Annotated in this window: 26 protein-coding genes and 1 tRNA gene; 14 read left to right on the top strand and 13 right to left on the bottom strand. The window is 67.1% G+C overall.

Going from position 1 to position 26,099, the window contains the following annotated elements:
- Positions 1 to 14: 14 nt before the first annotated feature.
- On the bottom strand, positions 15 to 1,721 hold the full coding sequence (locus ABD206_RS07515; protein ID WP_344070976.1) for a helicase-associated domain-containing protein: 1,707 nt from the start codon (positions 1,719 to 1,721) through the stop codon (positions 15 to 17).
- Positions 1,722 to 1,988 carry a multidrug ABC transporter ATPase gene (locus tag ABD206_RS07510; protein WP_344070974.1) on the bottom strand — a complete coding sequence of 89 codons (267 nt, stop codon included), beginning with the start codon at positions 1,986 to 1,988 and terminating at the stop codon, positions 1,722 to 1,724.
- 107 nt (positions 1,989 to 2,095) lie between these two features.
- Here ABD206_RS07510 and ABD206_RS07505 point away from each other — a divergent pair, with 107 nt between their 5' ends.
- Together ABD206_RS07505 and ABD206_RS07500 are read left to right on the top strand one after the other, a co-directional pair.
- Positions 2,096 to 2,476, top strand: a complete 381-nt coding sequence (locus tag ABD206_RS07505) for a cold-shock protein (protein ID WP_344070972.1) — start codon at positions 2,096 to 2,098, stop codon at positions 2,474 to 2,476.
- Positions 2,460 to 3,089, top strand: coding sequence for a DUF3027 domain-containing protein (locus ABD206_RS07500; protein ID WP_344070969.1), 630 nt, complete (start codon positions 2,460 to 2,462; stop codon positions 3,087 to 3,089). Before ABD206_RS07505 ends, ABD206_RS07500 begins: the two co-directional genes overlap by 17 nt.
- An 18-nt stretch (positions 3,090 to 3,107) precedes the next feature.
- On the opposite strand, the gene serC is transcribed toward ABD206_RS07500, so the two are convergent.
- Complete coding sequence (gene serC, locus ABD206_RS07495; protein ID WP_344070967.1) at positions 3,108 to 4,214, bottom strand: phosphoserine transaminase; 1,107 nt, start codon at positions 4,212 to 4,214, stop codon at positions 3,108 to 3,110.
- A 109-nt stretch (positions 4,215 to 4,323) separates the two neighbouring features.
- Between serC and ABD206_RS07490 the strand changes: the two genes are divergently transcribed.
- The 6 genes from ABD206_RS07490 to ABD206_RS07465 all read left to right on the top strand — a co-directional run bounded on the left by ABD206_RS07490 (position 4,324) and on the right by ABD206_RS07465 (position 12,985).
- Positions 4,324 to 5,025, top strand: coding sequence for an iron-dependent transcriptional repressor DtxR (locus ABD206_RS07490; RefSeq protein ID WP_344070965.1), 702 nt, complete (start codon positions 4,324 to 4,326; stop codon positions 5,023 to 5,025).
- Positions 5,026 to 5,271: 246 nt separating this feature from the next.
- Positions 5,272 to 6,147: a M23 family metallopeptidase gene (locus ABD206_RS07485; protein WP_344070963.1), complete on the top strand. Its 876-nt coding sequence runs from the start codon at positions 5,272 to 5,274 to the stop codon at positions 6,145 to 6,147.
- A 312-nt stretch (positions 6,148 to 6,459) separates the two neighbouring features.
- Positions 6,460 to 6,957, top strand: coding sequence for an HNH endonuclease (locus ABD206_RS07480; protein ID WP_344070961.1), 498 nt, complete (start codon positions 6,460 to 6,462; stop codon positions 6,955 to 6,957).
- Positions 6,958 to 7,168: 211 nt separating this feature from the next.
- Positions 7,169 to 7,900: a hypothetical protein gene (locus ABD206_RS07475; protein ID WP_344070959.1), complete on the top strand. Its 732-nt coding sequence runs from the start codon at positions 7,169 to 7,171 to the stop codon at positions 7,898 to 7,900.
- A gap of 1 nt (position 7,901) precedes the next feature.
- Positions 7,902 to 9,473: a DNA polymerase Y family protein gene (locus tag ABD206_RS07470; RefSeq protein WP_344070957.1), complete on the top strand. Its 1,572-nt coding sequence runs from the start codon at positions 7,902 to 7,904 to the stop codon at positions 9,471 to 9,473.
- Positions 9,473 to 12,985 carry an error-prone DNA polymerase gene (locus ABD206_RS07465; RefSeq protein ID WP_344070955.1) on the top strand — a complete coding sequence of 1,171 codons (3,513 nt, stop codon included), beginning with the start codon at positions 9,473 to 9,475 and terminating at the stop codon, positions 12,983 to 12,985. Before ABD206_RS07470 ends, ABD206_RS07465 begins: the two co-directional genes overlap by 1 nt.
- 22 nt (positions 12,986 to 13,007) lie before the next feature.
- On the opposite strand, the gene ABD206_RS07460 is transcribed toward ABD206_RS07465, so the two are convergent.
- From ABD206_RS07460 to ABD206_RS07450, 3 genes are all read right to left on the bottom strand, one after another.
- Positions 13,008 to 14,564, bottom strand: a complete 1,557-nt coding sequence (locus ABD206_RS07460) for an SLC13 family permease (protein ID WP_344071460.1) — start codon at positions 14,562 to 14,564, stop codon at positions 13,008 to 13,010.
- Positions 14,565 to 14,627: 63 nt separating this feature from the next.
- A complete protein-coding gene (locus ABD206_RS07455; protein WP_344070953.1) occupies positions 14,628 to 14,768 on the bottom strand; it encodes a hypothetical protein in 141 nt (46 codons plus the stop codon).
- 204 nt (positions 14,769 to 14,972) lie between these two features.
- Positions 14,973 to 15,254, bottom strand: a complete 282-nt coding sequence (locus tag ABD206_RS07450; protein ID WP_344070951.1) for a Fe-S cluster assembly protein HesB — start codon at positions 15,252 to 15,254, stop codon at positions 14,973 to 14,975.
- Positions 15,255 to 15,426: 172 nt separating this feature from the next.
- Between ABD206_RS07450 and ABD206_RS07445 the strand changes: the two genes are divergently transcribed.
- From ABD206_RS07445 to ABD206_RS07435, 3 genes are all read left to right on the top strand, one after another.
- The gene (locus ABD206_RS07445; protein WP_344070949.1) at positions 15,427 to 18,243 is read left to right on the top strand and encodes an ATP-binding protein; all 2,817 of its coding nucleotides are present in this window, start codon (positions 15,427 to 15,429) and stop codon (positions 18,241 to 18,243) included.
- 153 nt (positions 18,244 to 18,396) lie between these two features.
- Positions 18,397 to 18,942, top strand: a complete 546-nt coding sequence (locus ABD206_RS07440; protein WP_344070947.1) for a DUF4333 domain-containing protein — start codon at positions 18,397 to 18,399, stop codon at positions 18,940 to 18,942.
- A 30-nt stretch (positions 18,943 to 18,972) separates the two neighbouring features.
- Positions 18,973 to 19,044: transfer RNA gene (locus ABD206_RS07435), tRNA-Arg, on the top strand.
- Between the two features lie 435 nt (positions 19,045 to 19,479).
- On the opposite strand, the gene ABD206_RS07430 is transcribed toward ABD206_RS07435, so the two are convergent.
- From ABD206_RS07430 to ABD206_RS07410, 5 genes are all read right to left on the bottom strand, one after another.
- On the bottom strand, positions 19,480 to 21,003 hold the full coding sequence (locus tag ABD206_RS07430; RefSeq protein ID WP_344070945.1) for an ApeA N-terminal domain 1-containing protein: 1,524 nt from the start codon (positions 21,001 to 21,003) through the stop codon (positions 19,480 to 19,482).
- Positions 21,004 to 21,246: 243 nt separating this feature from the next.
- On the bottom strand, positions 21,247 to 21,705 hold the full coding sequence (locus ABD206_RS07425) for a hypothetical protein (RefSeq protein WP_344070942.1): 459 nt from the start codon (positions 21,703 to 21,705) through the stop codon (positions 21,247 to 21,249).
- Entirely contained in the window at positions 21,696 to 22,280 is a 585-nt protein-coding gene (locus ABD206_RS07420) for an ArsR family transcriptional regulator (protein ID WP_344070940.1), read from the bottom strand. The genes ABD206_RS07425 and ABD206_RS07420 overlap by 10 nt, the downstream gene beginning before the upstream one ends.
- Positions 22,281 to 22,568: 288 nt before the next feature.
- Entirely contained in the window at positions 22,569 to 23,195 is a 627-nt protein-coding gene (locus ABD206_RS07415; RefSeq protein ID WP_344070938.1) for an HD domain-containing protein, read from the bottom strand.
- A gap of 120 nt (positions 23,196 to 23,315) precedes the next feature.
- Complete coding sequence (locus tag ABD206_RS07410; RefSeq protein WP_344070936.1) at positions 23,316 to 23,768, bottom strand: DUF1801 domain-containing protein; 453 nt, start codon at positions 23,766 to 23,768, stop codon at positions 23,316 to 23,318.
- A 98-nt stretch (positions 23,769 to 23,866) separates the two neighbouring features.
- Between ABD206_RS07410 and ABD206_RS07405 the strand changes: the two genes are divergently transcribed.
- Positions 23,867 to 24,451, top strand: coding sequence for a dienelactone hydrolase family protein (locus ABD206_RS07405; protein WP_344070934.1), 585 nt, complete (start codon positions 23,867 to 23,869; stop codon positions 24,449 to 24,451).
- 87 nt (positions 24,452 to 24,538) lie between these two features.
- A complete protein-coding gene (locus tag ABD206_RS07400; RefSeq protein ID WP_344070932.1) occupies positions 24,539 to 24,943 on the top strand; it encodes a nucleoside/nucleotide kinase family protein in 405 nt (134 codons plus the stop codon).
- Positions 24,944 to 24,979: 36 nt separating this feature from the next.
- On the opposite strand, the gene ABD206_RS07395 is transcribed toward ABD206_RS07400, so the two are convergent.
- On the bottom strand, positions 24,980 to 25,333 hold the full coding sequence (locus ABD206_RS07395; RefSeq protein WP_344070930.1) for a TraR/DksA family transcriptional regulator: 354 nt from the start codon (positions 25,331 to 25,333) through the stop codon (positions 24,980 to 24,982).
- A 30-nt stretch (positions 25,334 to 25,363) separates the two neighbouring features.
- Entirely contained in the window at positions 25,364 to 25,591 is a 228-nt protein-coding gene (locus tag ABD206_RS07390; protein ID WP_344070928.1) for an RNA-binding S4 domain-containing protein, read from the bottom strand.
- 158 nt (positions 25,592 to 25,749) lie between these two features.
- Between ABD206_RS07390 and ABD206_RS07385 the strand changes: the two genes are divergently transcribed.
- Positions 25,750 to 26,097 (top strand): hypothetical protein, encoded by a 348-nt coding sequence (locus ABD206_RS07385; RefSeq protein WP_344070926.1) that lies wholly within the window; start codon positions 25,750 to 25,752, stop codon positions 26,095 to 26,097.
- Positions 26,098 to 26,099 lie beyond the last annotated feature (2 nt).

Below are 26,099 nucleotides of genomic sequence, written 5' to 3'. Positions count from 1 at the left end.
ACCGATGACAGGATTCACGCCGGCTGGACGCTCACGATGGTCGACACCGGCAGGGTGCGCTCGACATCCGCGCCACGATCGCGGCCGCGCAGGCGCCCGCCGCCGAGCCCGGTGGCCTCGAGTGTGAACGTGCGCTGGTCGGTGGCGCTCAGCCGCACGGTCACGACGATCTCGGCGCGGGCGCGTACGGCCTGCTCCAGTTCGCGTCCGAGCCACGCCGCGTCGGTGTCGGTGGTGTCGCTGGCTCGAAGTCGGGTGAGCAGTGGCGCGTAGCGGGAGGCCTCGTCGGCCTCGTCGGACACCGACGGAGCGGTACGGCGACGCAGCGACTCGACGTCGCCCTCGGGGGTGAGAGCGATCACCGGGTAGCGCGCGTCCGCGAGTGCCCAGAAGAGGTGATCCCGGCTGACACGGCTGATGAGGGCATCCTCGTGCCGGACCAGCCCGAGCGGGCGCAGTGCGTGGTCTACGAGGACGAGATCCAGCAGCGCCGGTTCGGTGCTCTCGATGATCGAATTCGGCGTACCGGTGTCGGAGCGCACAGTGAGCGATCCGTGCCGCGCGGCCGTGGTGGAGATCACATACTCGAGCGGTTGCGGGATGCCGGTGAGGGAGAGCTCGGTGAGGAACTCCCGGATCGACTCTTCGCTCTCTCCCTCGGTCAGGCCTGCTCCGATCGACTCCGCGGTGAACCGGTACGTGGATGCCTGTGCGCGCGATTCGCGGCGGGCGATGCCGCGCAGTCGAAGGTCGAGGGCGGGAGCGAGGGGTCCGGGAGCGACAGCGGTCAGATCCGCCTGCAGGTAGATCGTGTCGATCTCGGCCGGCAGCATCGCCGTGAGGGCAGCCGTGTCCGGGGCGTCTCCGGCGAAGAGGCCGCGTGACCAGGGTGGTACGCCGCCGGACGCGGTCACGATCCCCCACCGTGCCGCCGCCCGTTCGATAGCGCCGGCTTGCGCCGGCCAGGCGGGATCGAGCGGGTAGGTGCTGGCCCAGAGCGAGATCGGAGCGACGTCGTGATGCGCGGTGCGAATGCCATCGGGGAGGGCGTCGCGCATTCCGGTGGCCACCTGCGCCCATCGGGTGGCCGTGTCACCGCTCAGCCACTGCTCACCGGATTCCGTGACCACCCACTCCCGGTCGATGGAGCGCACGAGACCGGCCGCGGCGGCGGCGAGGATGAGGTCGTCCAGCTCATCGGCATCGCCGATGGCTCCGCCTTCGATCAGTCGCTTGCGGTCGGCGGCGCTGACCGGGCCCGCGCCGGTGCGCGCGAGCGGGATGTGGAGGGCCGCCAGCAGGACGTCGGCCAGAGCAGCGCACGCGGTGAAGACATTCTCTGCGGCCGCAGCCTGCTCGGCAACGGATGCCTCTGTCAGCCCGCTGGACACTGCAGGCACGAAGGCGTCGGGTCGGGACTGCGCGACGGCATCGAGGCGTTCGCGTACGGACGGAAGGAGTGATCCGTCGGGCGAACTGAAGCCGTAGCGTGACGCGGCGGGGGACGAGCCTGAGGCAGAACGAAGCGCGACGAGGGTGGCGCGATCCACGACGCTCAGGGCTCGGTCGATCGACGCGGGCTCGAGCAATGTCTCGGCCGCGTCGAAGAAGTCCTGCCAGCCGATCGTGGGGGAAATGTCGCGAGCGCTCAGCACAGCGACGAGCGCGGCGTCATCCAGCGACGTCAGCGAGGTCGCCAGTGACCGCTCGTCGCCGGGCATTCACTCGGCCTTGTTCGCCCGAGACCTCCGCACGAACGTCATGATGATGACGGTGGCGAATGCGACGATGGCGAGCGGCGGAGCGATGTAGACGGTGATGCCCACGGCCGGCCAGATGCCGCTGCTCATGTCTGCTCCCGCTCCGGAAGCGATCATGATCGCGAAGAAGCACAGCACCGACAGCAGGACCAGACCCAGCGACATGGTCGCCAGCACCCGGTCGATCGTGCGGACCGGAAGATCGCCCCCGGGGCTATTCGTAGTCATCCGCCCCAGACTACCCCGTCGCCGTGCCCTAGTCTTAACCGTCGGGGATCGATCGGTTCCCGCGTTCGTCCGCCGCTTCGCGGCATCCATCATGAAGAGGTTCTCGCATGCCCACCGGCAAGGTCAGGTTCTACGACGAGGAGAAGGGGTTCGGCTTCATCTCCTCCGACGAGGGAGCCGATGTCTTCTTGCACGCCACCGCACTTCCCGCCGGTGCCACCGTGAAGGCAGGGACGCGCCTGGAGTTCGGTATCGCCGACGGCAAGCGCGGCCCGCAGGCGCTCTCGGTCCGCGTGCTGGAAGCGCCCGTCAGCATGGCCAAGCGCTCGCGCAAGCCCGCCGATGACATGGCGATCATCGTCGAAGACCTCGTGAAGCTGCTCGACGGCATCGGAGGCGACCTGCGTCACGGCCGCTACCCGAGCTCGGCGCACGCGAAGAAGATCGCTGCGGTCCTCCGCAAGGTCGCCGATGACCTCGACGCCTGACCCGGCGCTCCTCGAAGCGCACGACCTCGCGCGCGCCGCGCTGTGCGAGATCACTCCCGAGCACACGATCGGCGACCCCGTGGGGTACACGGTCGAGGACGAGGGTGTCGTCTCGCTGCGATTCGCCACGACTCTGCGGGGATACCCGGGCTGGTTCTGGACGGTGACCCTCGCCCGCGTCGGCGAGGCAGAGCCGACCGTGCTCGAAGCCGAGCTGCTGCCCGGTGAGGACGCGCTCCTGGCCCCGGAGTGGGTGCCCTGGGCGGAGCGTCTTGCCGAGTATCAGGCCGCGCAGGCCGCTGCGGCGCTCGCCGCGGAAGACGAGGAGTCGGACGACGCGGACGCTGCGGACGAGGACGATCTCGACGCGGATGAGGATGATGACGACGAGGATCTCGACGACGTCGACGATCTGGATGCCACTGACTTCGACGTGGATGGATCCCCGATCCTGCACGCCGGGGACGTGGACGGCGTCGACATCGACGACCTCGATGAGTCCGAGGCCGACGACGAGCCCGCGGAGGACGCTGACGCGGATGAGGGCGACGTCGAGGACACCGATGACTCCGATGACGAGGACGACACCCACGACGGGGACGTCGCGGACTGACGCCGCCACCACCCTCTGTCAGAGGCGCTCGACGGTGTACTCGATCGCCGAGATGAGCTGACGCACGTCGCTCTCCTCGATCGAGACGAAGGTCGCGATGCGCAACTGGTTGCGCCCCAGCTTGCGGTACGGCTCGGTGTCGACGATGCCGTTGGCGCGCAGGCTCTTGGCGACGGCCGCGGCATCCACCGACTCGTCGAAGTCGATCGTGACCACCACGGGGGAGCGGTCGGCGGGGTGTGCGACGAACGGCGTCGTGTACGAGGTCTTCTCGGCCCACTCGTAGAGCGCCCCCGACGTGGATGCCGTCTTGGCGCCGGCCCACTCCAGTCCGCCGTTGTCGAGGATCCACTGCACCTGCTCGTCGAGCATCAAGAGCGTCGCCACCGCGGGGGTGTTCAGCGTCTGGTTCAGGCGCGAGTTGTCGACCGCGTTCTTCAGGCTGAGGAACTCCGGGATGTACCGGTCTGATGCGGCGATCTTCTCAATGCGCTCGATCGCGGCGGGCGAGACCAGGGCGTACCAGAGTCCGCCGTCCGAGGCGAAGTTCTTCTGCGGAGCGAAGTAGTAGACGTCCGCCTGCGCCCCGTCGAAGTGGATGCCGCCGGCGGCGCTCGTGGCATCGATGACCGTCAGGGCGCCGGGGTCGCCGTCCACCCGGGTGATCGCGGTCGCGACTCCGGTGGAGGTCTCGTTGTGGGGCCACGCATAGACGTCCACGCCCGCTACCGCTTCGGCGACCGCGCTCGTGCCGGGCTCGACCTTGCGCACATCCGGCGCCTCCAGCCACGGCGCCTTGGCCGCGGCGGCGAATTTCCCGCCGAACTCGCCGAAGACGAGGTTCTGACTGCGGTTCTCGATCAGACCGAACGCCGCAGCGTCCCAGAACGCGGTCGAGCCGCCGTTGCCGAGGATGATCTCGTAGCCCTCGGGTGCGCCGAACAGTGCTGCGAGGCCCTCGCGCGTGCTACCGACGAGGTTCTTCACCGGCGCCTGACGGTGGGAGGTTCCCAGGATCGCTGCTCCTCGGGTGACCAGAGCCTCCAGCTGCGCGCCTCGCACTTTCGAGGGGCCACAGCCGAATCGGCCATCGACGGGAAGGAGATCACGGGGTAGCTCGACCATATGCCGATTCTAGAGTTCCCTGCGGAAGGCCGTTGCGCGTGGCCACCGGACAAATGGTCGACCGCATTGGATAGGCTCATCTCATTCCCCTTCGACGCGAGGATCAGGCATGACGGATCTCATCGACACCACCGAGATGTACTTGCGTACCATCCTGGAGCTCGAAGAGGAGAACATCGTTCCGCTCCGCGCCCGGATCTCGGAGCGCCTCGGTCACTCGGGACCGACCGTGTCACAGACCGTCGGACGCATGGAGCGCGACGGTCTGGTGATCGTCACCGATGACCGCAGCCTCGAGCTCACCGACGCCGGACGCCAGAAGGCGATCGACGTCATGCGCAAGCACCGCCTCGCCGAACGGCTGCTCTCGGATGTCATCGGCCTGGACTGGGCGTACGTGCACGAAGAGGCATGCCGCTGGGAGCACGTGATGAGCGAGCAGGTCGAGCGTCGCCTCGTCGAGCTCCTCGGTCACCCCACCGAGTCGCCCTACGGAAACCCGATCCCCGGACTCGACCAGCTGGGCGACATCCCCGCTCTGACCTTCGAAGAGGGCGTCGTGGGTCTGGTTCGACGACTGGATGCCGCGGGCGGCCCGATCGCCGCCACCGTGCGTCGTCTGGCAGAGCCCGTGCAGGTCGACCCCGAGCTGCTGCAGCAGCTGAAGGCCGCCGGCGTCGTGCCCGGAGCCACGGGCCAGTTCCAGTACAGCGAGGGCTATGTGCTGGTCCAGATGGACGGATCCGACGAAGCGCTCGAACTGCCCGTCGAGGTGGCCGCTCACATCTTCTTGGTCGAAGACCGGATCTGACGGTCCCGGCGCCGCACGAGCACGTCTACCACTCAGGTGGTTGTCAGTTGTCTGAGTGTGACTTATTCGTTACCTTCCGGTACCCTCGAACAGTCTGAGATTGCGGTAACGCAGGCCCCAGACTCCGGAAGGATTGCCTCCCCGGCTCGTCATCCCTCCGGTTCACCCGATATCGAGCGGTGGTTCTGCCACCGCCACGACACGTGACGAGCCAGCGCTCCGGCGCAGAGGCGCCGGAGGAAACGCTTGGCTGATAACAACGAATCGCACGACATCGAGGCGACCGACACCCCCACGCCGCCTGTGCGCACTCGCCGCAGCGTCCGTCTGTCGAAGCTTCCGCGTCCGGCGGTCGTTCGTTCCCGCACGCCCCGCGCGAAGGGTGCCTCGGCAAGCCCCGCGCGCAGCCTCGCCTCGCTGGCGATCGTCGGCGGTCTCGTGCTCGCCGTCGGTCTTCCCGCCTACGGTGCCTTTCAGCAGTCCGCGGAAGCGGTGACACTGCAAGAGGTCGCAGAAAGCGACGCGCAGTCGCTCGTGGTGGCATCCGACACCGAAACCGCCGCCCTCGAGCGCGACAGCTATTCGGCGACCACTCCCGAGGAAATCGAGCAGAAGAAGGCCGAAGAAGCCGCTGCCGCCGCTGCCGCCGCCGCGGCATCGGTCGCGTCGAGCTACTCCGCCGTGGACATCTCGATGGTCTCGCCCGGTTCCGGTGCCGTCCGCTGGCCGGTGACGACTTTCCACATCGGTGACTGGCAACTCAACGGCTTCCGCACCGCATCGCGCCCGACCCACAACGGCGTCGACATGCTCAACTCCTCCGGTTCGCCCATCTACGCCGCTGCCGACGGTGTCGTGCGCATCGCGCAGGACGGCTATTACACCTACGGCAATGCTGTGGTGATCGATTCGGTCATCAACGGCCAGGTCGTCTCCACCCTGTACGCCCACATGATCTGGGGCAGCCGTCTGGTGAACCCCGGTGACACCGTCACCGCCGGGCAGATGATCGGTCTCATGGGTATGACCGGGTATGCCACCACGCCGCACCTGCACTTCGAGGTCAAGATCAACGGCACCTACGTCGACCCGTGGGCCTGGCTGAACGCCAACGCGGGCTGATCGGCTCCTCGTTCCACGACACGCAACGTCCTGTTCACCGGGGGTGACCTTCGTGACTTCTGGCGTGTATTACCCTGATCCCGACGTGTAAGAACGGGAGAGGGTCCGATGGACAGCACACCACGCAGCCGAACCACGGTTGCTTTGGGGCGCCTCGTCCTTCGGCATCATGTTCTCGGACACCGCGGGATATCCGTGGGTCTGGAGCGCTGTCTGTAATCAGACAGCGCTTTTTTCATGCCCTCGTACTGCTCGAACGCGTCACAGGTCGAATAACCGTGAAGCCGTCTCGGGCCGTTCGAGAGGACAGCAATGCGCACTCTGGTACTCAACGCGGGCTATGAGCCCCTGGCCGTGGTGTCGTTCAAACGGGCGCTCGTGCTCGTCATGAACGACAAGGCCACCGTCATCGAGCACATCACCGACAATCCGGTGTGGGGAACGGACGGCGCGCATGATCGCCCGGCTGTCATCATCCTCACCCGCTACGTGCGTGTGCCGGGAGGGCGCACCGTGCCGGTCACCCGGCGCGGAGTGCTGCGCCGCGACGGTCACCGCTGCGCGTACTGCGCGAAGGCGGCATCCACGATCGATCACGTGCTGCCGCGCTCTCGCGGGGGAGCCGACTCGTGGGAGAACCTCGTGGCCTGCTGCCTCAAGTGCAACAACCTCAAGAGCGACCGCACTCCGCAGGAGATGGGGTGGGACCTGCGGTTCCTGCCCGGTGCTCCCCGCGGCGCGCAGTGGACCGTCCGCGGCACCGACCGCACAGATCCCGCCTGGGAGCCGTACCTGGAGCTTGCCGCGTAGACCTCAGGTCTGTATCGCGCGCCGCGCGTGTGCTGGTGTCGTGCGGAGATCTGCATTGTTGCGGATGGTTCAGCCCCAGGCATCCGCAGGAGTGTCGATCCCCGTGGTTGCGTGGCGAGAGCGACAGAGGATGTTCTGATGTTCGGATGTCTGGGGTGATCGCTAGTCTCAAAGAGTAGAAATATTCGAACATAAGTTCTACTCTGTCGGGATGAGGGCGGTCATGGGAGCACAGCGCGTCGAGGACCGCCTGGCCGAGGTGCATCGCCTGCGGGCCAAGGTCGAGCAGGTGCAGGGGAGAAGTCTCGACGCTCCCGCGCTGCCGGCGTATCCGGCGCTGTCCAGGCTCCTGCCCGGCGGCGGGCTGCGGCCGGGCTCGGTCTATACACTCGCGCCGGGAGCGGCATCCGTCTCGCTGCTGCTGTCGCTGTTGGCGCCTCCCTCGCAGGCAGGGTCGTGGTGCGGGGTTGTGGGAATGCCTGATCTGGGAGCCGAGGCGGCCGAACGGCTGGGTGTTGATCTGTCGAAGCTCGTCATAGTGCCCGGTCCCGGCTCGCGATGGCTCGCGGTCACCTCGACGGTGACCGAGGTGTTGCCGGTGGTGGCCGTTCGCCCACCGGGCAGGGTGTCGGATGCCGAGGCCTCGCGCTTCGCCGCGCGACTGCGCGATCGTGGGTCGGTGCTGCTCGTGCAGGGGAGTTGGCCGCAGGCTGAGGCGACCCTCTCGGTGAGCGATGCGGGATGGTCGGGCCTCGGGCAGGGACACGGATACCTCGGGGTGCGGGAGGCGACCATCACCGTCGCCAGCAGACGGCTGTCGACCCCGCGGCGCGGACGGATGCTGTTGCCTGCCCTCGGCGGGATTGTGGAGGATCGTGCGCCCGTGTGGGAAGAACGCTTCCCCCGTGTCTCCGAGGCGTTGCCGGTGCGAGCGGTCGGCTGAAATGGCGACTGAGATATCCACGCGCAGTCTCGTCGTGTGGGTGCCGGACTGGCCGGTCGTCGCCCTCACCCGCGACGGTGCGCATCCGCTGGACCCGGAAACTCCGATCGCCGTGGTCGAGAAGAACCTCGTGGTGGCCTGCTCTGCCGCGGCGCGCCGTGATGGGGTCAGACGCGGGTTGCGGCGACGGGATGCCCAAGGGCGATGCCCGGCGCTGACGATCGCGCCGCTCGATCCGGTGCGCGACCACCGGGCATTCTCACCCGTGGTCGCGCAGATCGAAGAGCGCGTTCCCGGGGTGCAGGTCATGCGCCCGGGGTTGTGCGCGCTGAAGGCCCGGGGCCCGGCCCGCTACTACGGGGGAGAATCCGCTGCCTCCCACGTCCTGCTGGATCGGATGCGGGAACTCGGCCTCGATGGCGCGCGTATCGGGGTTGCCGACGGCCCCTTCACTGCGGAGCAGGCGGTGCGGATCGCGACCTCTGCCGACGATCCGGTGCGGATCGTTCCGGAAGGGGCGGCGGCGGGATTCCTTGCGCCGTTGTCTGTCGCAACGCTCGTCGACACCGATCCCGACATCGTGCGGCTCCTGTCCACGCTCGGTGTCCAGAGCCTCGGCGCCTTCGCTGCGATGCCCGAAGAGCGGGTGCGGGAGCGGCTGGGGGAGCGCGGCGTGCGACTGCGGGCGCTCGCCGCGGGGCTCGATTCCCGGGCGATCGAGCCCCGCACCCCGCCGCCGGAGCTTTCCCGTGAGATCGCCTTCGAGCCCCCGCTGGAGCTGGCCGACCAGGTCGCGTTCGGGGTGCGCCAGAGCGCGGATGCCTTCCTTTCCGGTCTCGGCGCGATCGATCTGGTCTGCACCGAGGTGCGCATCGAGCTGGTCGGGGATCGGGGAGAGCGCAGCGAGCGGGTGTGGCTGCATCCGGGGTCTTTCGATGCCGCCGCCATTGTCGATCGGGTGCGGTGGCAGCTGGCAGAGGATGCCGCAGACCTCGTCACCGGGGTGGGGCTCGTGCGGATCTCACCCGAAGCGGTGGATGCGGCGTCCCACCACGCCCCGGCGATCTTCGGCTCCGGCCCCGAGGAGCGCGTGCATCACGCCCTCTCCCGGGTGCAGGCGATGCTCGGCCACCGCGGAGTGCTCACTCCGGCGATCGGCGGAGGGCGATGGCTCGCAGAGCGCCAGGTTTGGGTGCCCTGGGGTGACCGGCTGCCGAAGGATGCGCGCGTCCTCGGAGCGGAAAGGGCGCGGCCGTGGCCGGGGAGTCTTCCCGACCCGCTGCCCACGACGGTGTTCGCCGATCCCGTCACGGTCGATGTCGTCTCGACATCCGGGGTCAGCGTCTCGGTCGACGAGAGAGGACAGATCACGGGAACTCCCGCACTCCTCATCGAAGCCGGTCGCCGTCGTGCCGTGACGGCCTGGGCGGGCCCGTGGCCGATCATCGAGCGCGGGTGGGATCCCGCTCGCTCCCGCCGTGCGCACCGGTTCCAGATCGTGGATGCCGACTGCACCGCCTGGCTACTCGTCTGCGAGCGAGGGTCGTGGCACGCCGAGGGGAGGTACGACTGATGGGCTTCAACAACCCCTCTGTGCCGTGGTCGGAGATGGAGCGGATCCTCAGCGACAGGCGGCGCCCGAGCGGCGTTCCCGGCGGTGCCGACGGTGGAGACAGCCCCGCCTGGTCACACAAGCGCGGAGCGTATGTGCCGCCCCCGATCGAACGGCCGTCCGAGACCGTGCCGTACGCCGAGTTGCACGCCCACTCGTCGTTCTCCTTCCTCGACGGGGCGTCTTCTCCCGAAGACCTGGCAGAAGAAGCTGAGCGGCTGGGGCTTCACGCGCTCGCCGTCACCGACCATGACGGGTTCTACGGCATCGTCCGTTTCGCCGAAGCCGCTGAGCAGCTGGGGCTCAAGACCGTGTTCGGCGCCGAGCTGTCGCTGGAGCTGCCCGCACCCCAGAAGGGTGAACCCGATCCGGTCGGATCGCACCTGTTGGTCCTCGCCCGGGGTGAGGAGGGATACCACCGACTCGCCTCCGCGCTCACTCGCGCGCAGTTGCAGGGCGGCGAGAAGGGGCGTCCGCAGTATGACCTCGAGCAGCTCGCCGCCTTCGCCCGCGGCGACGAACGCCTCGATGGGCTGGCGGGGGTGCGCGGCAGATCCGAGTGGGCGGTGCTCACCGGATGCCGCAAAGGCGCGGTGCGCCGTGCGCTCGCCGCCGGAGGGGTGGATGCCGCGGCCACCGCCCTCGATGAGATCGTGCGTCTTTTCGGGGCGGACGCCGTGCACGTGGAGTTGATGGATCACGGTGCCCCCACAGACACCCGTGACAACGACATCCTCGCCGCGCTCGCCGCGGACCGGGGGCTGCCTCTGCTGGCGACCAACAACGTCCACTACGCCGCCCCCGAGCGTGAGGCGCTCGCCGCCGCCGTCGCCGCCGTGCGCGCGAATCGGAGCCTCGATGAACTCGACGGGTGGCTCCCCTCCCACGCCGGCGCGCACCTGCGCTCGGGCGCCGAGATGGCGCAGCGCTTCCGCCGCTATCCCGGGGCCGTGGCGAACACCGTCGCGCTCGCCGATGACCTCGCGTTCTCGTTGCGGCGAGCCACACCCGCACTGCCGAAGCTCCCCGTGCCCGAGGGACACACGCCGATGTCGTGGCTACGGCACCTGGTGTGGCAGGCGGTGCCGCGCCGCTACCCCGATCTGTCGCAGCGAGACCGCGACCGCATCGAGCGGGAGCTCGGTGTCATCGAGATGAAGGACTTCCCGGGCTACTTCCTCATCGTCCACGGCATCGTGCAAGAGGCCCGCCGTCGCGGCATCCTGTGTCAAGGGCGGGGGTCTGCCGCCAACAGTGCCGTCTGCTATCTGCTCGACATCACGGCGGTGGATGCCATCGCCTACGATCTGCCGTTCGAGAGGTTCCTGTCGAGCCTGCGAGACGAAGAGCCCGACATCGACGTGGACTTCGACTCCGACCGGCGTGAGGAGATCATCCAGTGGGTCTACGCCACCTATGGGCGTGATCGCGCCGCGCAGGTCTCGAACGTCATCCAGTACCGCCCCAAGAACGCGGTGCGAGATATGGCACGCGCGCTCGGGTTCTCGCCGGGGCAGCAGGATGCCTGGTCGAAGCAGATCGAGCAGTACGGCGCGACGCTGGAGAGCGCGCCGGAGCACGACATCCCCGACCGGGTCATCGAGTATGCGGCCGAGCTGTTGAAGGCCCCGCGGCACCTCGGCATCCACTCGGGTGGGATGGTGCTGACCGAGCGTCCCGTGGGAGAGGTCGTGCCGATCGAGCATGCCCGCATGGAGAACCGCACCGTCATCCAGTGGGACAAGGATGACGCGGCCTGGATGGGGCTCGTGAAGTTCGACCTGCTGGGCCTCGGGATGCTGGCAGCCATCCAGTACTGCTTCGACATGATCCGAACCTCGACGGGGGAGGAGTGGGAGCTGGCGACCCTCCCCAAAGAAGAGGCCGCGGTCTACGACATGCTGTGCCGGGCCGATGCGATCGGGGTGTTCCAGGTGGAGTCCCGCGCGCAGATGGGGCTGTTGCCGCGGCTGCAGCCGCGGCAGTTCTACGACCTCGTGATCGAGATCGCCCTCATCCGGCCAGGACCCATCCAGGGTGGGGCGGTGCATCCGTTCGTGCGCCGCAAGCTCGGGCACGAGAAGGTCACATACCCGCATCCGAAGCTCGAGCCGGTGTTGAAGCGCACCCTCGGTATCCCGGTGTTCCAGGAACAGCTCATGCAGATGGGAATGGCCGTCGGGGGGCTCACGGGGGAGGATGCCGATCTGCTTCGTCGCGCGATGGGCTCCAAGCGCGGGGTCGAGCGGATCGAGTCGCTGCGCGAGAAGCTCTATGCCGGCATGGCCGAGAACGGGTTGGTGGGGGAGGACGCCGATGCGATCTACGCCAAGATCCAGGCGTTCGCGAACTTCGGGTTCGCCGAGTCGCACTCCCTCTCGTTCGGGCTGCTCGTCTACGCGAGTTCCTGGATAAAGCTGCACTACCCGGGCGCGTTTCTTGCGGGGCTGCTGCGCGCGCAGCCGATGGGGTTCTACTCGCCCGCGACCCTGGTCGCCGATGCCCGTCGCCACGGCGTCGAGGTGCGCCGCCCCGACCTCCACGCCTCGGGGGTGTGGGCAGGGCTGGAGGTGGTCACGCCGGGTGCGGCATCCACGGAGATCCACGCAACTACGCACCGATCTGCCGAAAACTATCCGTGGGAGTGTGGATCTGCGCAGGAGCGCAGCACGGGCATGGATGCCTGCGCCCACCGCATCCAGCCGAAAGTGGGCCCCTTCGACCCGGCCGCCCCCGACGAGTCCGCGGCCCACCGCCGCGACGGAGCCTTTGCGGTGCGGCTGGGGCTGGCCGCGATCAAGGGGATCGGGCAGCCGACGGCCGAGCGGATCGTTGCCGACCGCGATGCGCACGGCCCGTTCCGAGACCTGCGCGACCTCGTCAGACGCACCGGGGTGACCGAGGCGCAGCTTGAAGCCTTCGCCACGGCGGGGGCTTTCGACTGCCTCGGACTCTCGCGCCGTGAGGGCGTGTGGCTTGCGGGTTCTGCCGCGCAGGATCGCGCCGAGTACCTGCCCGACTCGCTCGTCGCGGTGCAACCGCCGCTGTTCGCCGATCAGAGCAGCTACGACATCTTGGCCGCCGACCTCTGGGCGACGGGGATCTCGACCGATGATCACCCGATGACCCACTACCGATCGGTGCTGGACGCGCGGGGGGTGCTCACCTCGGGGGACCTGTGTACGCACGAGACGGGGAGACGGATCGAGGTGGCCGGACTCGTCACCCATCGACAGCGGCCGGCGACGGCATCCGGCGTCACCTTTCTCAACCTCGAAGATGAGCACGGCACGGTGAACGTCATCTGCTCGGTCGGGGTCTGGAACCGCTATCGCCGCGTGGCGCGGGATGCGCCCGCGCTCATCATCCGCGGGATGCTGGAGCGCTCGCCCGAGGGGGTGACCAACATCCTGGCCGACAGGTTGGAAGACCTGCGGGTGGGGGTGCAGCACCGCTCGCGCGACTTCCGGTGATCGGGGCCACCGACGCGGGTGCCTAGAACGGCCACACCAGCGGCACGTAGAACACCGCGATCGCGAGGAACAGCACCCCCAGCGGCAGTCCGAGCTTCCAGTAGTCGCCGAAGCGGTAGCCGCCCGGCGCCATGACGATGAGGTTCGCCGGGGTGGCGATCGGGGTGAAGAAGCATGCGGCGCCGGCGACCGTGAGAGCCAGCATGAACGGCATGACGGAGACACCCATCGATTGCGACAGTGCGACCGCAACGGGCGCCAGGATCAGCACCGTCGCAGCGTTGCTGATCAGCTGGCTCAAGACGACGGTGATCAGGCACAGCACCAGCAGCACGAGGGTGGGTGCAGCATCCCCGACAACGGCGAGCACCTGATTCGCGACGAAGTCGGCCGCGCCGGTGTTGAAGAATGCGGTCGACATCGGGATCATGCCGGCGATGAGCACCACGGTGGTCCATGAGATCGAGCGGTACGCCTGCTCGATGCCGACTGATCGGGTGAGCACCAGCAGGCACGCCGCGACCAGGGCCGCAGCGGCCGGCGGGACGATACCCGAAGCCAGCGCGATGATCATCAGCCCCAGAATCACGAGCGGCGCGATCGCCCGTCGATCCAGAGGAGCGGAGCGCCGGAGGTCGGTCGGGGCATCCAGCGCGAGGATGCGGCGCCCGCCCGCCGTGTGCTTGGCGAGATCGTCCCAGCTGCCCTGCAGCAACAGCGCGTCGCCGGCTTCCGCCGTGAAAGGGCTCGCGGTGATCTTCGCCTCGCCGCGTCGGGCACCCAGCAATACGAGGTCACCACTGGGCGTGGCCATCCCGAGCGAGAGCTGCGTGCCGATGAGGGAGGAGCGCGGCGGGACGATCACCTCGGTGATGCCGCGCGCCGCGCCCATGAGCACCCCGGTGTCGAGGGTGACCGCGTACTCGTCCCGCAGCAAGCGGGCGTGGGCGGCGAGGTCGACGGGCATTGCGGTGCCTGTCCGGAGGGGGAGCAGCCGGGGGCCGAGGAGCAGCACGACCGCCACGGTGCCGATCACGAGCGGGATGCCGACGAGGGCGAATTCGAGGAATCCGATCGGTCTTCCGCCGCTGTCGGCCGCGACCTCCGACACGATCACGTTCACCGGGGTGCCGGTCAGCAACAGCATCGAGCCCGCGTGCGCGACGAATGCCAGCGGGATGAGCAGCTGCGAGGAGGGAATACCTGCCCGCGCGGCGACCACCACGACGAGTGGGACGAGCGCGGCCACGGCGCCGGTGACGCTCACGACGGCACTGAGGATCGCTGCCAGCACCGCGATCGCGAGCACGAGAGGGATGCGTTTCGTGCCCGCGCGGCTGAGGAGCTGCCGTCCTGCCCAGGTGGTGATGCCATTGGCATCCAGAGACTCGCTCACCACGAACATCGCGGCGACGAAGAGGACGGTCGGATCGCCGAAACCTGCGAGCGCCTCGGGCAGCGTGAGCACTCCTGTGAAAAAGAGCGCGAGCGACACCCCGATCGCGACGACGCCGAGAGGGACGCGGTTGGAGACGAAGGCAACGACGGCGAGACCGAGGATGACGAACGTGACGATCATCGGGTCCACGCGGCCAGGCTATTGCGCCGGATGCCCGCGCGCGATCCCGTGGACCCGATGACGTCACAGCTGCGGGGCGCGTGTGTCGTAGTCGGAGCGTTCCGGGCGACGGCCGTAACCGTCGCCGACCACGCTCAGCCCGACGGCGAGGATGCAGGTGATGACAGTGGCGATGAGGACGATGGTGAGGAAGAGGGTGAACATGGTGGCTCCTTTCTGGATGCCACCATCACTCGCTTTTGGACTGATCGGTGAGAGCCAATCGATGCCCGTTGGCCCGCTCTGGTATCAGATGTGCGTGATCGCGCGCGATTCTCGATGTCGAGCAGGCCATTTGAGGTGAATTGGACTGCACACACCAAGCGACCCCGGCGATTGAGGCCGCCGGGGTCGCTCGTGGTCTGTGTCTCAGCCCTGGGTTGCCAGTGCGAAGCGCACCGATCCGTCCTGTGAGACCTCCGCATCGAGGATGCGATCGACCAGAGCGAGGTTGGCCGCCTCATCGAGGAAGACCTTGGCGCCGGATGTCGCGACCACCGTGTCTTCGCTCTCGGGCGCCGGGGCGACACTGAGCTCAAAGCCCGTTCCATCTCCCGAGTCGCGGATTCTCAGCCCGCCGTCCCCTGCGTCAGGGACGCGGGCGACGATGTTCTTGACGGCAGTGGCTGCCGAGTCGGTCATGGTGAGCATGGGTGCTCTCCTTCCGTTGGCGTGTCCGGACCGGCCACGATTCCGAGAGTTCGTACGACCTGCAACCTCAACTCCGACATCCTCAGGGGATTCACACCTCTGGTTTGTCGGGTGTTTGTGTGCCCCGCGTGCAGCATGCGGACGCCATAGCCAGACCAGATAGGGTCGACCGATGGCCGGAGAGCGAAGGGCGCGCGACCGGCTCGAGACACCCCTGCGAGAGCGCGATGTGGAGACTCGTGCTTTGGCCCAAGTGCTCGGGGCTGCGCGGCGTGGGAACGGCTCTGCGCACGTTCTGAAGGGTCCGGCGGGAATCGGGAAGACGAGCCTTCTGCGGTGGCTGGCGACGAACGCGGCATCGACTGACTGCCTCGTCATGCGAGCGCGAGGAACGAGAGAAGGTGCATCGCACACATACTCCGCCGTGCTTGACCTCTATTCGCCGGCCGTGTTTCACAGCCGCGGGCAGATGTCGTTCCACGGTGCGTGCGAGCTGGCGCTGACGCTCATCGACACGGGCACCACCCCTCCCGGCGGTGAGTTTGCGTTCTTACACGGGCTGTACTGGTTGACGGTGAGTCTGAGCGAGGCGCAGCCCCTGGTGCTGCTGTGCGATGACATCCAATGGTGTGACGATGCATCGCTTCGCGCGCTGCGCCACCTCGCGGAGCGCAGCGCGGACCTGCCCGTCCTCATCGTGGGTGCGGTGAGAGCGGGGGAACCACTTTCAGAAGCGGCGGTGGCGTTCGTCGACACCGTCACCACCGTCGTGGAACCGCACGAGCTCTCCGCCGACGCCGTTGCGGGGATGCTGACCGATGTGCCTCGTGACGCCATTGCGACCATCGCCGCTCGCAGCGGGGGCAACCCGTTTCTTGTCCAGGAGCTGAAGAACTACCTGCAGGAGCACCCAGACCGGGCGGTCGCCTCCGCGGTGCCCCCGAATGTTGTCACAACGATCGACCAGAGACTTCGCGCACTGGACCCCGCGGAGCGCAACGTGCTGATGGCGCTGGTCGTGCTCGGTGAGCGCGACACCAGCATCGCCGAGATCGGGGATCTCGTGGGAGCCGATCACAGCGAGGTCAGTCGGGTGGTCGATCAGCTCCGTGAGCGCGCCCTGGTGTCGGGTCACGGTCCGCTCGCCTTCGCCCATCCGCTTTACCGGGATGCCGTCGAACGTGCGATGCGTCCGCACGAAAGGCAGCGTCTGGAGAAGGCCGCTGCGTGCGCGCGGCACGTGGACCGGCCCATCCACGCGGCGAGCCACATCCTGGCTGCCCCAGATCTGTGCCCGATGGGTGAGGATTGGGTTGTTCCGACTCTTGTACGCGCTGCTGAGGATGCTGCCGGACGCGGGGGCTTTGACGAAGCCGAGCGGTATCTGCGCCGCACTCTCCGGGAGCCGTTAGAGGCGCCGGTCGCGTTCACGATTCGACTACACCTCGGTTCGGTTCTGCATCAGAAGAACGATGCGCAGGCGTTGGAACATCTGGCGCGCGCACAGGCGCTGGCCCCGGACGATGTGGCGGCCGGTACAGCTGCGCTCGCGCGATCGGAGGCGCTGTTCCACTTTGGTGATCTGGTCCAGGCCGCCGCGGTCGCCGAGACAGCGGCGGCGGCGGCAATCGAGGATCAGCCCGGGCTGCGCACTGCGCTGGAGGTTGCGGCCTTGAACGCCGGGTCGCAGCTGGGCCTACAGCGTCCCCATCTCGCTGACGACGCAGCGCGCACCTCAGGGCGCGTGGTGGACGTGGCCGAACGTGCGCTCGCCGCGCACATCGCCTGGGATCGCGCAGTCCGCGGTGTCGGCCCCCACACGGCTGTGATCGATCTCGCCCGTCGTTCGCTGGCGGTCTCGTTCGACCAACCCGACGTCCTCCATGAGGAGCTGTATGCGGCAGACCCGTCGCTCGTCTACGCGTGCAATGCGCTCTCTTGGGCGGGGGATTTCTCCGGCGCAGAGTTGTTCACCACTCAGGCGATCGAGCGGGCATCAGCACGTGGCTCGGTGCTCGGTGTGGCCTACGCAACGGCAGCGCGCGCGGGGAACGGGGTCTATCGCGGAGACATCCGGGGTGCAGCCATTGATGTTCGGTCGGCGCTCGACCACCTGCCTCAACCCGATCTGATGTACCACCTCTTGGCGGTGGGCTGGGAGATCGAAGTCGCGATCGAGCAGGAGCGCGCCGAAGAGGTGCGCGACCGCATCATTGCGGAGGGTGTGGATGGAAGCGTGCCAGATATCGGTGCGGCATCGGCGATGCTGATCTCACGCGCACGCTTGTGGGCAGAGCTCGGTGAGTGGGATCGTCTGCGCGCTGACACCGAAGAGGTCGCGGTCCGCAGTGAGCGCGCGCACTACATCTCGGCGAGCAGCACACCGTGGCGCTCGCTCTCGGTGCCGTCGCTGTTGGCGGCCGGGCGTCGCGCATACGCCGAGGAGCTCGTGCACGAGGAGCTCACTCACGCGGAGCGCTTCGGGTCGCCGCGTGCCATCGGGGTGGCGTTGCGAGCGCTCGCGACGTGCAGACCGGATCCCGAGTCTGCGATCGCTGACCTGGTCCGAGCGACGGAGGTGCTGTCCGACGCTGACGCCGAACTCGTGCTCGCCGGCGCCCAGATCGATCTCGCGACCCACGCAGGTTCGGGCTCGGTTCGTCATCGTCAAAGCCAGCTTCGCGACGCGATGGAGCGCGCATACCGCTGCGGTTCGGAGCGTGAGGTGCGACGCGCGATGAGAGCGCTGCGCGACACCGGGGCTCGCCCCCGACGCCCGGTGCGCTCCGGGCCCGACGCGCTCACCCCGCAGGAGTTGCAGGTGGCGCGCTTGGCATCGGGCGGGATGGGAAACCGGGAGATTGCCGAGGCGCTGTTCGTGACTCGTCGCACGGTCGAGCTTCACCTGACGAATGTGTACCGCAAACTCCACATCGATGGTCGCAGCCAGTTGGAGTCTGCTCTCGTGCTCGGGCGCTCGGCGCACTGACGCTGCCGCAGTCTTTTGTCTTCCCCTCCGCAGGGTTTTGTCCGCGTCGCGGGTGGGCGCGATGGGTAGCCATAGCCTTCCTTGCGGGCGCCTTGTCGAACCTTCGGCGGTGCCCGACAAGCATCGACAGATCCACGGAGAGCGAGAATCACCATGTCGAAGAAGACTGCGCTGGCAGCATCCATCCTGCTCGCGACGACGGCCGGTCTTGCGGGCTGTTCTGTCACCTTCGGGTCTTCCGGCGAGCTGACGAGCGCAACCCTCGAAGAGGGCATCGCCGAGCGGATGGTGGAGATGGGTGCCGAGGCTCCTGATTCGATCGAATGCTCGGGGTCGCTGTCGGCGGATGCCGGATCGACCACAACCTGTGAGGTTGAGCACAGCGGCGTTCGAGCAACCCTCGTCGTCTACGCCGAGGATGTCGATGGCGACACGTTGAACTACAGCTGGGAGACCGAGGAGGGAAGCCAGATCGTTGTCGTCGACAGCATCATGGCTTCCATCGATGAGGCCTTCACTGCGGAGTACGGTGAGTCGTTCGCCGATATCCAGTGCCCCGCAGATGAGGTACTGGCCATCGCCGGTGCGGTGATCTCCTGCGATGCCGTGACCGATGGCGGTGAGGTCGGAATCGTCGAGGTCGTGGTGACGAGTGTCGACGGGCTCTGGGTCAACTTCGACTGGTCGTTCGTGAGCTGAGCGGCCTCCACGTCTAAACTGGACCGGCCAGCCTCTGTAGCTCAATGGAAGAGCAGTTCCGTCCTAAGGAAACGGTTGGGGGTTCGAGTCCCTCCAGGGGCACCGCTTTTTATATCCCTGATCTGGGATTTTTGGAGCTTTTCGAGCCTGGATGCGGTGGCTTGCCCCACATCCTGCCCACATTTTTGCGGTGCCAGGCGTCGTGCCATGGCTCTGGACATCGGTAGCTGTTGCACTTGCGGAGCCCTCCACGGGCTTGGTCGTCGTCGGGCTAGCCGTGCTGACGGATGGTGTCGACTCGCAGTTTGTTGATCGGTCTCGCGCTGTTCGCTCGAGGACCGGCTTGCGGGCTCTTCTCGGCGATCAGGGTTCGCGCGGTGGATGCCGATCGGACCGACAACCACGCCGGGGTGGCCAGCACGCGTAGGCCACCGACCGCGACGACTGGCTGGCTGCGCATACCTAGACCTAGCCCAAGATCGGTGGACCTTCCGCCGCCGTGCCGCCCTGCCCATCTTCCGTCCGGCGAGGCGGTTGCTAATCGTCAACTACGGTCACGCCAACGGCTGCGATCTGCATGACGATCGAGTTGTCGTTACAGAGGACTCGTCGTGCGAGCTTGGCGGCATGCGAGAGATCGGGGTGCTCATCCACGGCATTCCGGAGTCTGTCCTGCGGCACACCCAATTCGTGAAGCAGATTCAGGATCACCAAGCTCGCGGTGACCTCAGCGACGGCATGAAGGTGGTTCAGATCGTTATCGGCGGTTCCGACGTGTGCGAGATTGTTGCGTGCATCTTTCGCTGCTTTGGCCCATACCTCGGGTTCATGCACGAGGCGGACGCCAGCTTCGCCGACTCGGCCGACAAGGTCGAGGAGACGCTGCTTGAGAGTGGGGACATTTGAGTGCTCCGTGAGGCGGTCAGAGAGCCACGCCTTGCGGTCAGCCGGTGCGGCTTCCAGGAGAGCTTTGCGCAGCAACTTGAACTCCTCCGGAGGTATCGGCGGGGCCGGGTCGAGCGCGCGATGAAACGACTCCGCGGCGGCAACTGCTGTAACCACTCTCGTCTCGATGTATCCGCTCCGCACATACCGCAAACCGAGGATCATGCTGCGCGCGGCAGCGAACCTGTCGCGGACTTCTAGCCAACGAGGAAGGAGGTCCTCGAAAGGAAGATCATCAAGCGTCAGGACGTAGTTGCGCAGATCCAGGGCTTCCGCATCCGGCTTGGGCTTGACTACACGCACCTGATACACGGTGATCTCATGCGGTTGGTCCCGCATCGGATGATCGTCGGGCCAATCGTCAGGAGTCGGCGGCAGGAACACGCTCATGCTGATGATCCCGCACGCGCGGAGCGTTGAGAGGGACAGAAGGTCTGCCATGCCTCCGAGCAGATCGAGCCAGTACTCGAAAGACTGCGGCTCCTCGCGCTCGAATCTGATTACCTGGTGTTCGCGCACGCGCGTCAGGGTTTGGGACCGAGTCCGTTCAGAGTGCGGATGCCATGCATAGTGGCTGAGCTTGGCTGTGAGCGGGCCCGATTCGACCGTGAGGGCTTCCAGGTGCTTCAGCTCGATCGTGCCAGTCAGGTCGCGCTCTGGTCCGAAATAATGTGTCTCCTGAATGCCAGTCCTGCGCGACCAGACGGTCATGTCCTCGACGTGTGCGGACGCGGCCGTGAACGCTGGTTCGTCCGGATCGTCGATATGCACGCCCACCAGCGCGGTGTGCGCTCTCAACTCCAGCTTGTCAGGCGTCCCGAACATCCCGCCAAGGCTGAATGATCGCGCAGTTGTGACGTGGACGCTCAACAAGGTGATGTACTTGCCATCACCGATGCCGACGACTACTGGCCAGCGCTGGAGTTCGTCGGTAATGATGGTAGAGCCGTTCTTGCCCGGGCGCGTGACGTTGTATTTCCAGCCGCCGATGAGCCGAAGCCGTAGACCCTCGTCCGGCGAGTAGGTCAGCACCCCGGGCACCTTGTTGTCAGGATCCTCGGGTCGCCACCACTGGCCTGTCCAGTCCTGATGCTCGTCTAGCAGAGTTTCGGTCACGCCTTCATATTGCACCTGCGCTATGACATCGGGCCGTGTCGGGATGTCGTCCCCGCGGGCGCGAGTCGGCGTGCGCAACTCGCAAGAGTGAACGCGGCGGGCGCACGGGACTGCTGACCGAGCTGGGTGACAGCGTGAACTGGCTTGCACGCAGCGCCCGCTCACCGCGCAATGCCCGTATGCGGATCCCCAGCGGGTCGCCGCACCGGTCTACGGGGCGGAGCGGTTCGGTGGTGTGTTGGCTTAGGAGCCGGCTCCGCGCGTGAGTGCGGCGTTGTGCAGTTCTTGGGCTGCTTGTTCGGCGAGGTTCGCGTCGGCGGCGCTGATGGGCTTGGCGGCGTAGTGGCTCTGGTTGCGGGCTCGGCGTAGTCGGTCGAATCGGCGTGCGGCTGCGTCTCCCGGTGGCGTGTCGAGCACGGCGCGCAGGAATCGTCCGAGCGCTTCGTGTTGGCCGGGGCCGTTGGTGGTGCGGTAGCCGTGGGCGGCGAGGAGGGCTTCGCCGATGTCGTGTGCGGCGTCGTAGGCGATGTCGTACTTCACGCCGGTGCTCGTCAGTAACGGGAGCTGACTGATCCGATCGGCGGCGGCGGTGAGGAATGCGCGTGCCCGTGCCTGGTCGGGAACGACCTGCTCGATCCGGCGGGCTGTGACCAAGTCGTCGACGGCTTGCTGCTGGGCGGGTGTCAGCGGTGTCACGGCCATCGCTCACCTCCGATGATCGGCACTCTCGGGCTGTTGCGTACCTGGTGAAGGAATCCCGAGTCGGCGCGAGACTCTTCGGGTGTGAGGATCGTCGCGTTGACCGGCCGGTGTACGAGTTCCTCGACCCTGTCGCATGCTGAGTACACAGCGTCCGGGACTGGTGTCCCGATGACCATCACGTCAATGTCGTTGGGTGCGGCTCCTTCGATTCCGCGCATGCGCGCGGCGAACGAACCGTAGAGGAACGCCGTCTCAATCCCTCCGATGTGTGAGAACTCCTCGGCCAACAGCGCCACCGGCCCTGTCGCAATGAGGAGGATCTCGCGCAAGGGCGGGACCAGAGGGCTCGAATCGTTTGCGCGGAGCATGCGCGTGCGACCGACGAGCCGTTCGACGAGGATGCCGGCATCCAAGAGCCTCGCGACTTCGCGGTGCGCGGTGGGATAGGCAAGATCGGCTCGTGATGCGAGATCTGTCAGGCTGATCTCCTCGTCGCCGAGGATCACGGCTGAGAGAAGGCGTGCTTGTCCGTCCGATCGGAAGATCGGAGCGAGAAGCGGCGCCGTGGTTCTCATATGATGGATATTAATATCCAATTTATCGATACGTCAATGCTTCTGCTGCCCGCGGTTTGCCCACACACTCTTGAAACAGTTCTCGTCGAGCTGATCGGATCGCGGTGGATTCAACCTGCGATCCGCGTGAATCTGCGGATTCTGATCGAATCGGTCCGATCTGAGGAACCTGCGCCCGGGTTCGAGTCCCTCCAGGGGCACCGAGGTCGACTGACCTGCGGTCGCGCCGATCCGTCACCGATTTGCCGTAGGTGCGACCGCGTCTGCCGCGAGACACCAGTCCAGAGGTCACGACTCGTGCGGCAGTCCCGACCCCAGATGTTCGAGGGGGTTCGCCGAGAGCTTTCTGATGAGGCCGCCCTCAAGCAATCGCTTCGCGGCCGTGTCCGGCTTGCGCGCTGCCTGGTCACTCACGCACGCGCCGAACTCCGCGGCGAGTGCTCCTCGTGGGTGTGCAGCGAGCACCTCGCGCCGGACTTCCTCCGGCAGGGCATCCGGTCTGGCGCCTGAGATATCCAGACCCGTGGCAATCTCGAGCAGGTAGCCCTCGGCATCCAGTGCGGGATCGACGCTGGTCCAGTTGTGGCGCACGATCACCTCGAGTACCCGGTCGCGCCGATGCGCAGGCCAGCCCGCGCCCGCGGTGAGCGCGACGCCGACGTGCCCACCAGCGTGCTCGTAGGAGATCTTGTGGTTGTCGAACTCCGCCACGGTGCCGATGTCATGCAGGACGGCAGACACGTACAGCAGTTCGTGATCGATGTCCCCGATCCCGTCGACGTGCGCGAATGCTTCTGCCCAGAGCCAGGAGCGCAGTGCGTGAGCGGTGATCGCACGCGACTGATATTGCGCGGCGAGCTCGAGGGCACCTCGGGCAGCGGGGGTGTCGGGCACAGGGAAGTCTGCGATGCGCATGTCTACATCCTGCGGCTGTGTGAGGACCTCCGACATGTCCCGAGGCGACAGCGATAGTCCGAAAACAGCCAACCACATCTGATGCGCGGCACGCCTCGAGTGGCACGGTCGGCGGCGGCGTCAGCCGTTCCCCGCTGCGTGCGTGCCGCCGCTAGGTACGGCGTCATCGCCGCGCTCCCAGGCGATGGCGATGAGGCGGCGGAGCACGTCGAGGTCGACATCGTCGAGCTTGCGGACGTAGACACAACCGGCACCCTCGGTATAGCGCCCGAGCTCGGGCAGCAGCGCGGCGCCTTCGGGCAGGTCTTTGAGCCCGTAGAGCGAGAGGGCGGACTTGCGTGGGGCGAACCCTGTCTTCGGCCAGTCGCCGCGTGTTCTGGGATTGGCTCGCGAGACGTATCGGTAGCTGCCGTAGCCGACGATCGACGGCCCCCACATCACCGGGTTGGTGCCGGTCACTTCCCGGAACAGCTCCGCGAGCGCCAGGCCGTCCTCGCGTCTGCGCGCCGGCGTCGCCGCCTTGAGGAATTCGTGCACATCGGCATCCGTCGGCTGCGTCTTGTTCTCGGGCACGCGTCGATTCTCTCCCATCTCGACGACACTTCTCATGTCAGCTTGCCGCGCGGCGTCTGTCAGACGGGGCGAGTAGTACTGAGAGAAGAGGAGGTTCCATGGCTGAGGTGTTGATGTTCCACCACGTTCTCGGACTCACGTCGGGCATGGCTGCATTCGCGGAACGGCTCCGCACCGGTGGTCACACCGTCCATACGCCCGACCTGTTCGGTGGCCGCGTCTTCGACTCGATGGAGGACGCCTTCGCATTCGTTCAGAGCGGCGAGATTGACGTCGACGAGCGGGCGGATGCCGCGGCGGGGGCGCTTCCCGCGAGGCTCGTCTACCTCGGCGTATCGTTCGGCGCGATGTCGGCGCAGCGCCTCCCGCAGACACGTCGAGGCGCAGCCGGCGCGGTGCTGCTGGAGTCGGCTGTGCCGATATCGGGTGAGTGGGCGTTCGGCCCGTGGCCTGACGGTGTTCCGGTGCAGATCCACGGCATGGATGCTGACGCGTTTTTCGCTGGCGAGGGCGACATCGACGCCGCGCGCGCGATTGTCGATGTCGTCGACGACGGCGAGCTGTTCCTCTACCCCGGCGACCGGCACCTGTTCGAGGACAGTTTGCTCCCGAGTTTCGACGCCGAAGCGACGGACCTCCTGATCGCGCGCATGCTCGCCTTTCTCGACCGCGTGGACGGCTGATACCCCTGATGAGCCCGGCTGGCGTCAGTGGTGGACGGTGCTGTCGGGTAATCCGCACGCGTGCGGAGTTCGCTCTAGAGTCGCGACATGCGCATCGTCGTGTCGGGGACCCATGGGAGCGGCAAGAGCACGCTTGTTTCGGACTTCGTTTTTCGTCATTCGGAGTTCGTTGTGCTGCCCGACCCGTTCGAGATGCTCGACGAGACGTGGGACGGCCCCACCGTTGCCTCGTTTGCGGCTCAGCTGCGCGTGTCAGCGGCGCGGCTTCACCCCGAAGAGACCTCGGGGAGCATCGTCGCCGAGCGTGGACCACTCGACTTGATTGCCGACGAGGAGGGGGTGCCGCTTCGGGATGTGGCGAATGACATGCTGCTGGACCTCATCGGTGACGTGGGCATTGTCGCTGGGAGCGTCAAGGTCGCAGAGATCGTCGGCAGTCGGCACGAGCGACGTGAAACGCTCGAGGCTCTGGTGAGGGAGACCGCCGGCTGAAGACGATGCGTGGACGCCGCTCGTGCGCTTTGCCTGCTACGCGGCGCAGGCGATGCAGCGCCTCGCGGTCGGGAGCACTTCCAGCCTGCCCGCGCGAATGTCTCGGCCACATCCTTCGCAGCGGCCGTAGGTGCCCGCCCGCCATCGAGTCAGCGCGTCGTCGATCTCGACGACGTCGCGCTCGGCGGCGAGGCGGAGCCCCTCGATGCGCTCCCATTCCATCGAGAGCGTGACGCCCTCGGGATCGTGTTCGTCATCGGCGGTCTCCGCGCCCCGATCGCGTCGCAACTGCGCCGCCGCCGACGCGAGCTCGTCGCGTCGCGCGAGCGCTGCCGCGCGGGCGCGGGCCAGGAGAGCGCCGTTCTCCGCTGAGGAAGGGGGATCGCTCATGATCGTCGAGCGTAGGGCGGTTCCGGCGCTTCAGGGCTGGACGCGCGCGCTACGCCCGCCGACGCTGACGATATCGCCGGGATGCAGTTGCCGGCCACGGCGGCGATCGACCTGGTCGTTGACGAGCACCTCGCCGTCGGCAATCGCCTCCTTCGCCTCGCCGCCGGAGTCCAGCAGCCCGGAGAACTTCAGGAACTGGCCGAGGCGGATGACATCGCCCCCGATGGAAACGTCGTCGATCGGGGGCGGAGTCGTCATGCTCGAATGGTAGCCGCCGTGAGGGCGGGGGAGTGCAGCATCGCCGTCTCGATCAGCTGATGGGCTGTGAATATTGATTCACTTATTGCTTGCCTTTCGGCAGTGCGACGCGTCATGCTGTCTGGGGGAGCAATGGCGCTCCCACCGGAAGGAATCCCATGGAACTGACGGCCGCGCAGCGCGCGACATTCGCATCGATCATCGACACCTTCATGCCCGGTGATGGCGGTGCCATCCCGCCCGCGAGCGCCTTCGGTGCGCCGGTGGTCGCCGAGGGCATCCTCATGAGCAACCCTCGATCGAGCGAGATCGAGATGTTCACGAAGATCATGAACCTCTGGGACACGCGACTGGGCGGCATGTTCATCGGGGTCGGGCCCACGCACTTCAGCGAGCTCTCGCACGAGCAGCGTGAGGCGGCCCTCGTGGCGATGTCGGATTCGCGGATGCCGCTCAAGCGCGTGCTGTTCCAGAACCTCAAGGCCGCGGCGACGCTCTCGTCCTAACT

The sequence above is a fragment of the Microbacterium sediminicola genome (assembly GCF_039531125.1).
Lineage (GTDB): Bacteria > Actinomycetota > Actinomycetes > Actinomycetales > Microbacteriaceae > Microbacterium > Microbacterium sediminicola.
This window is presented reverse-complemented; position numbering and strand designations above follow the sequence as displayed.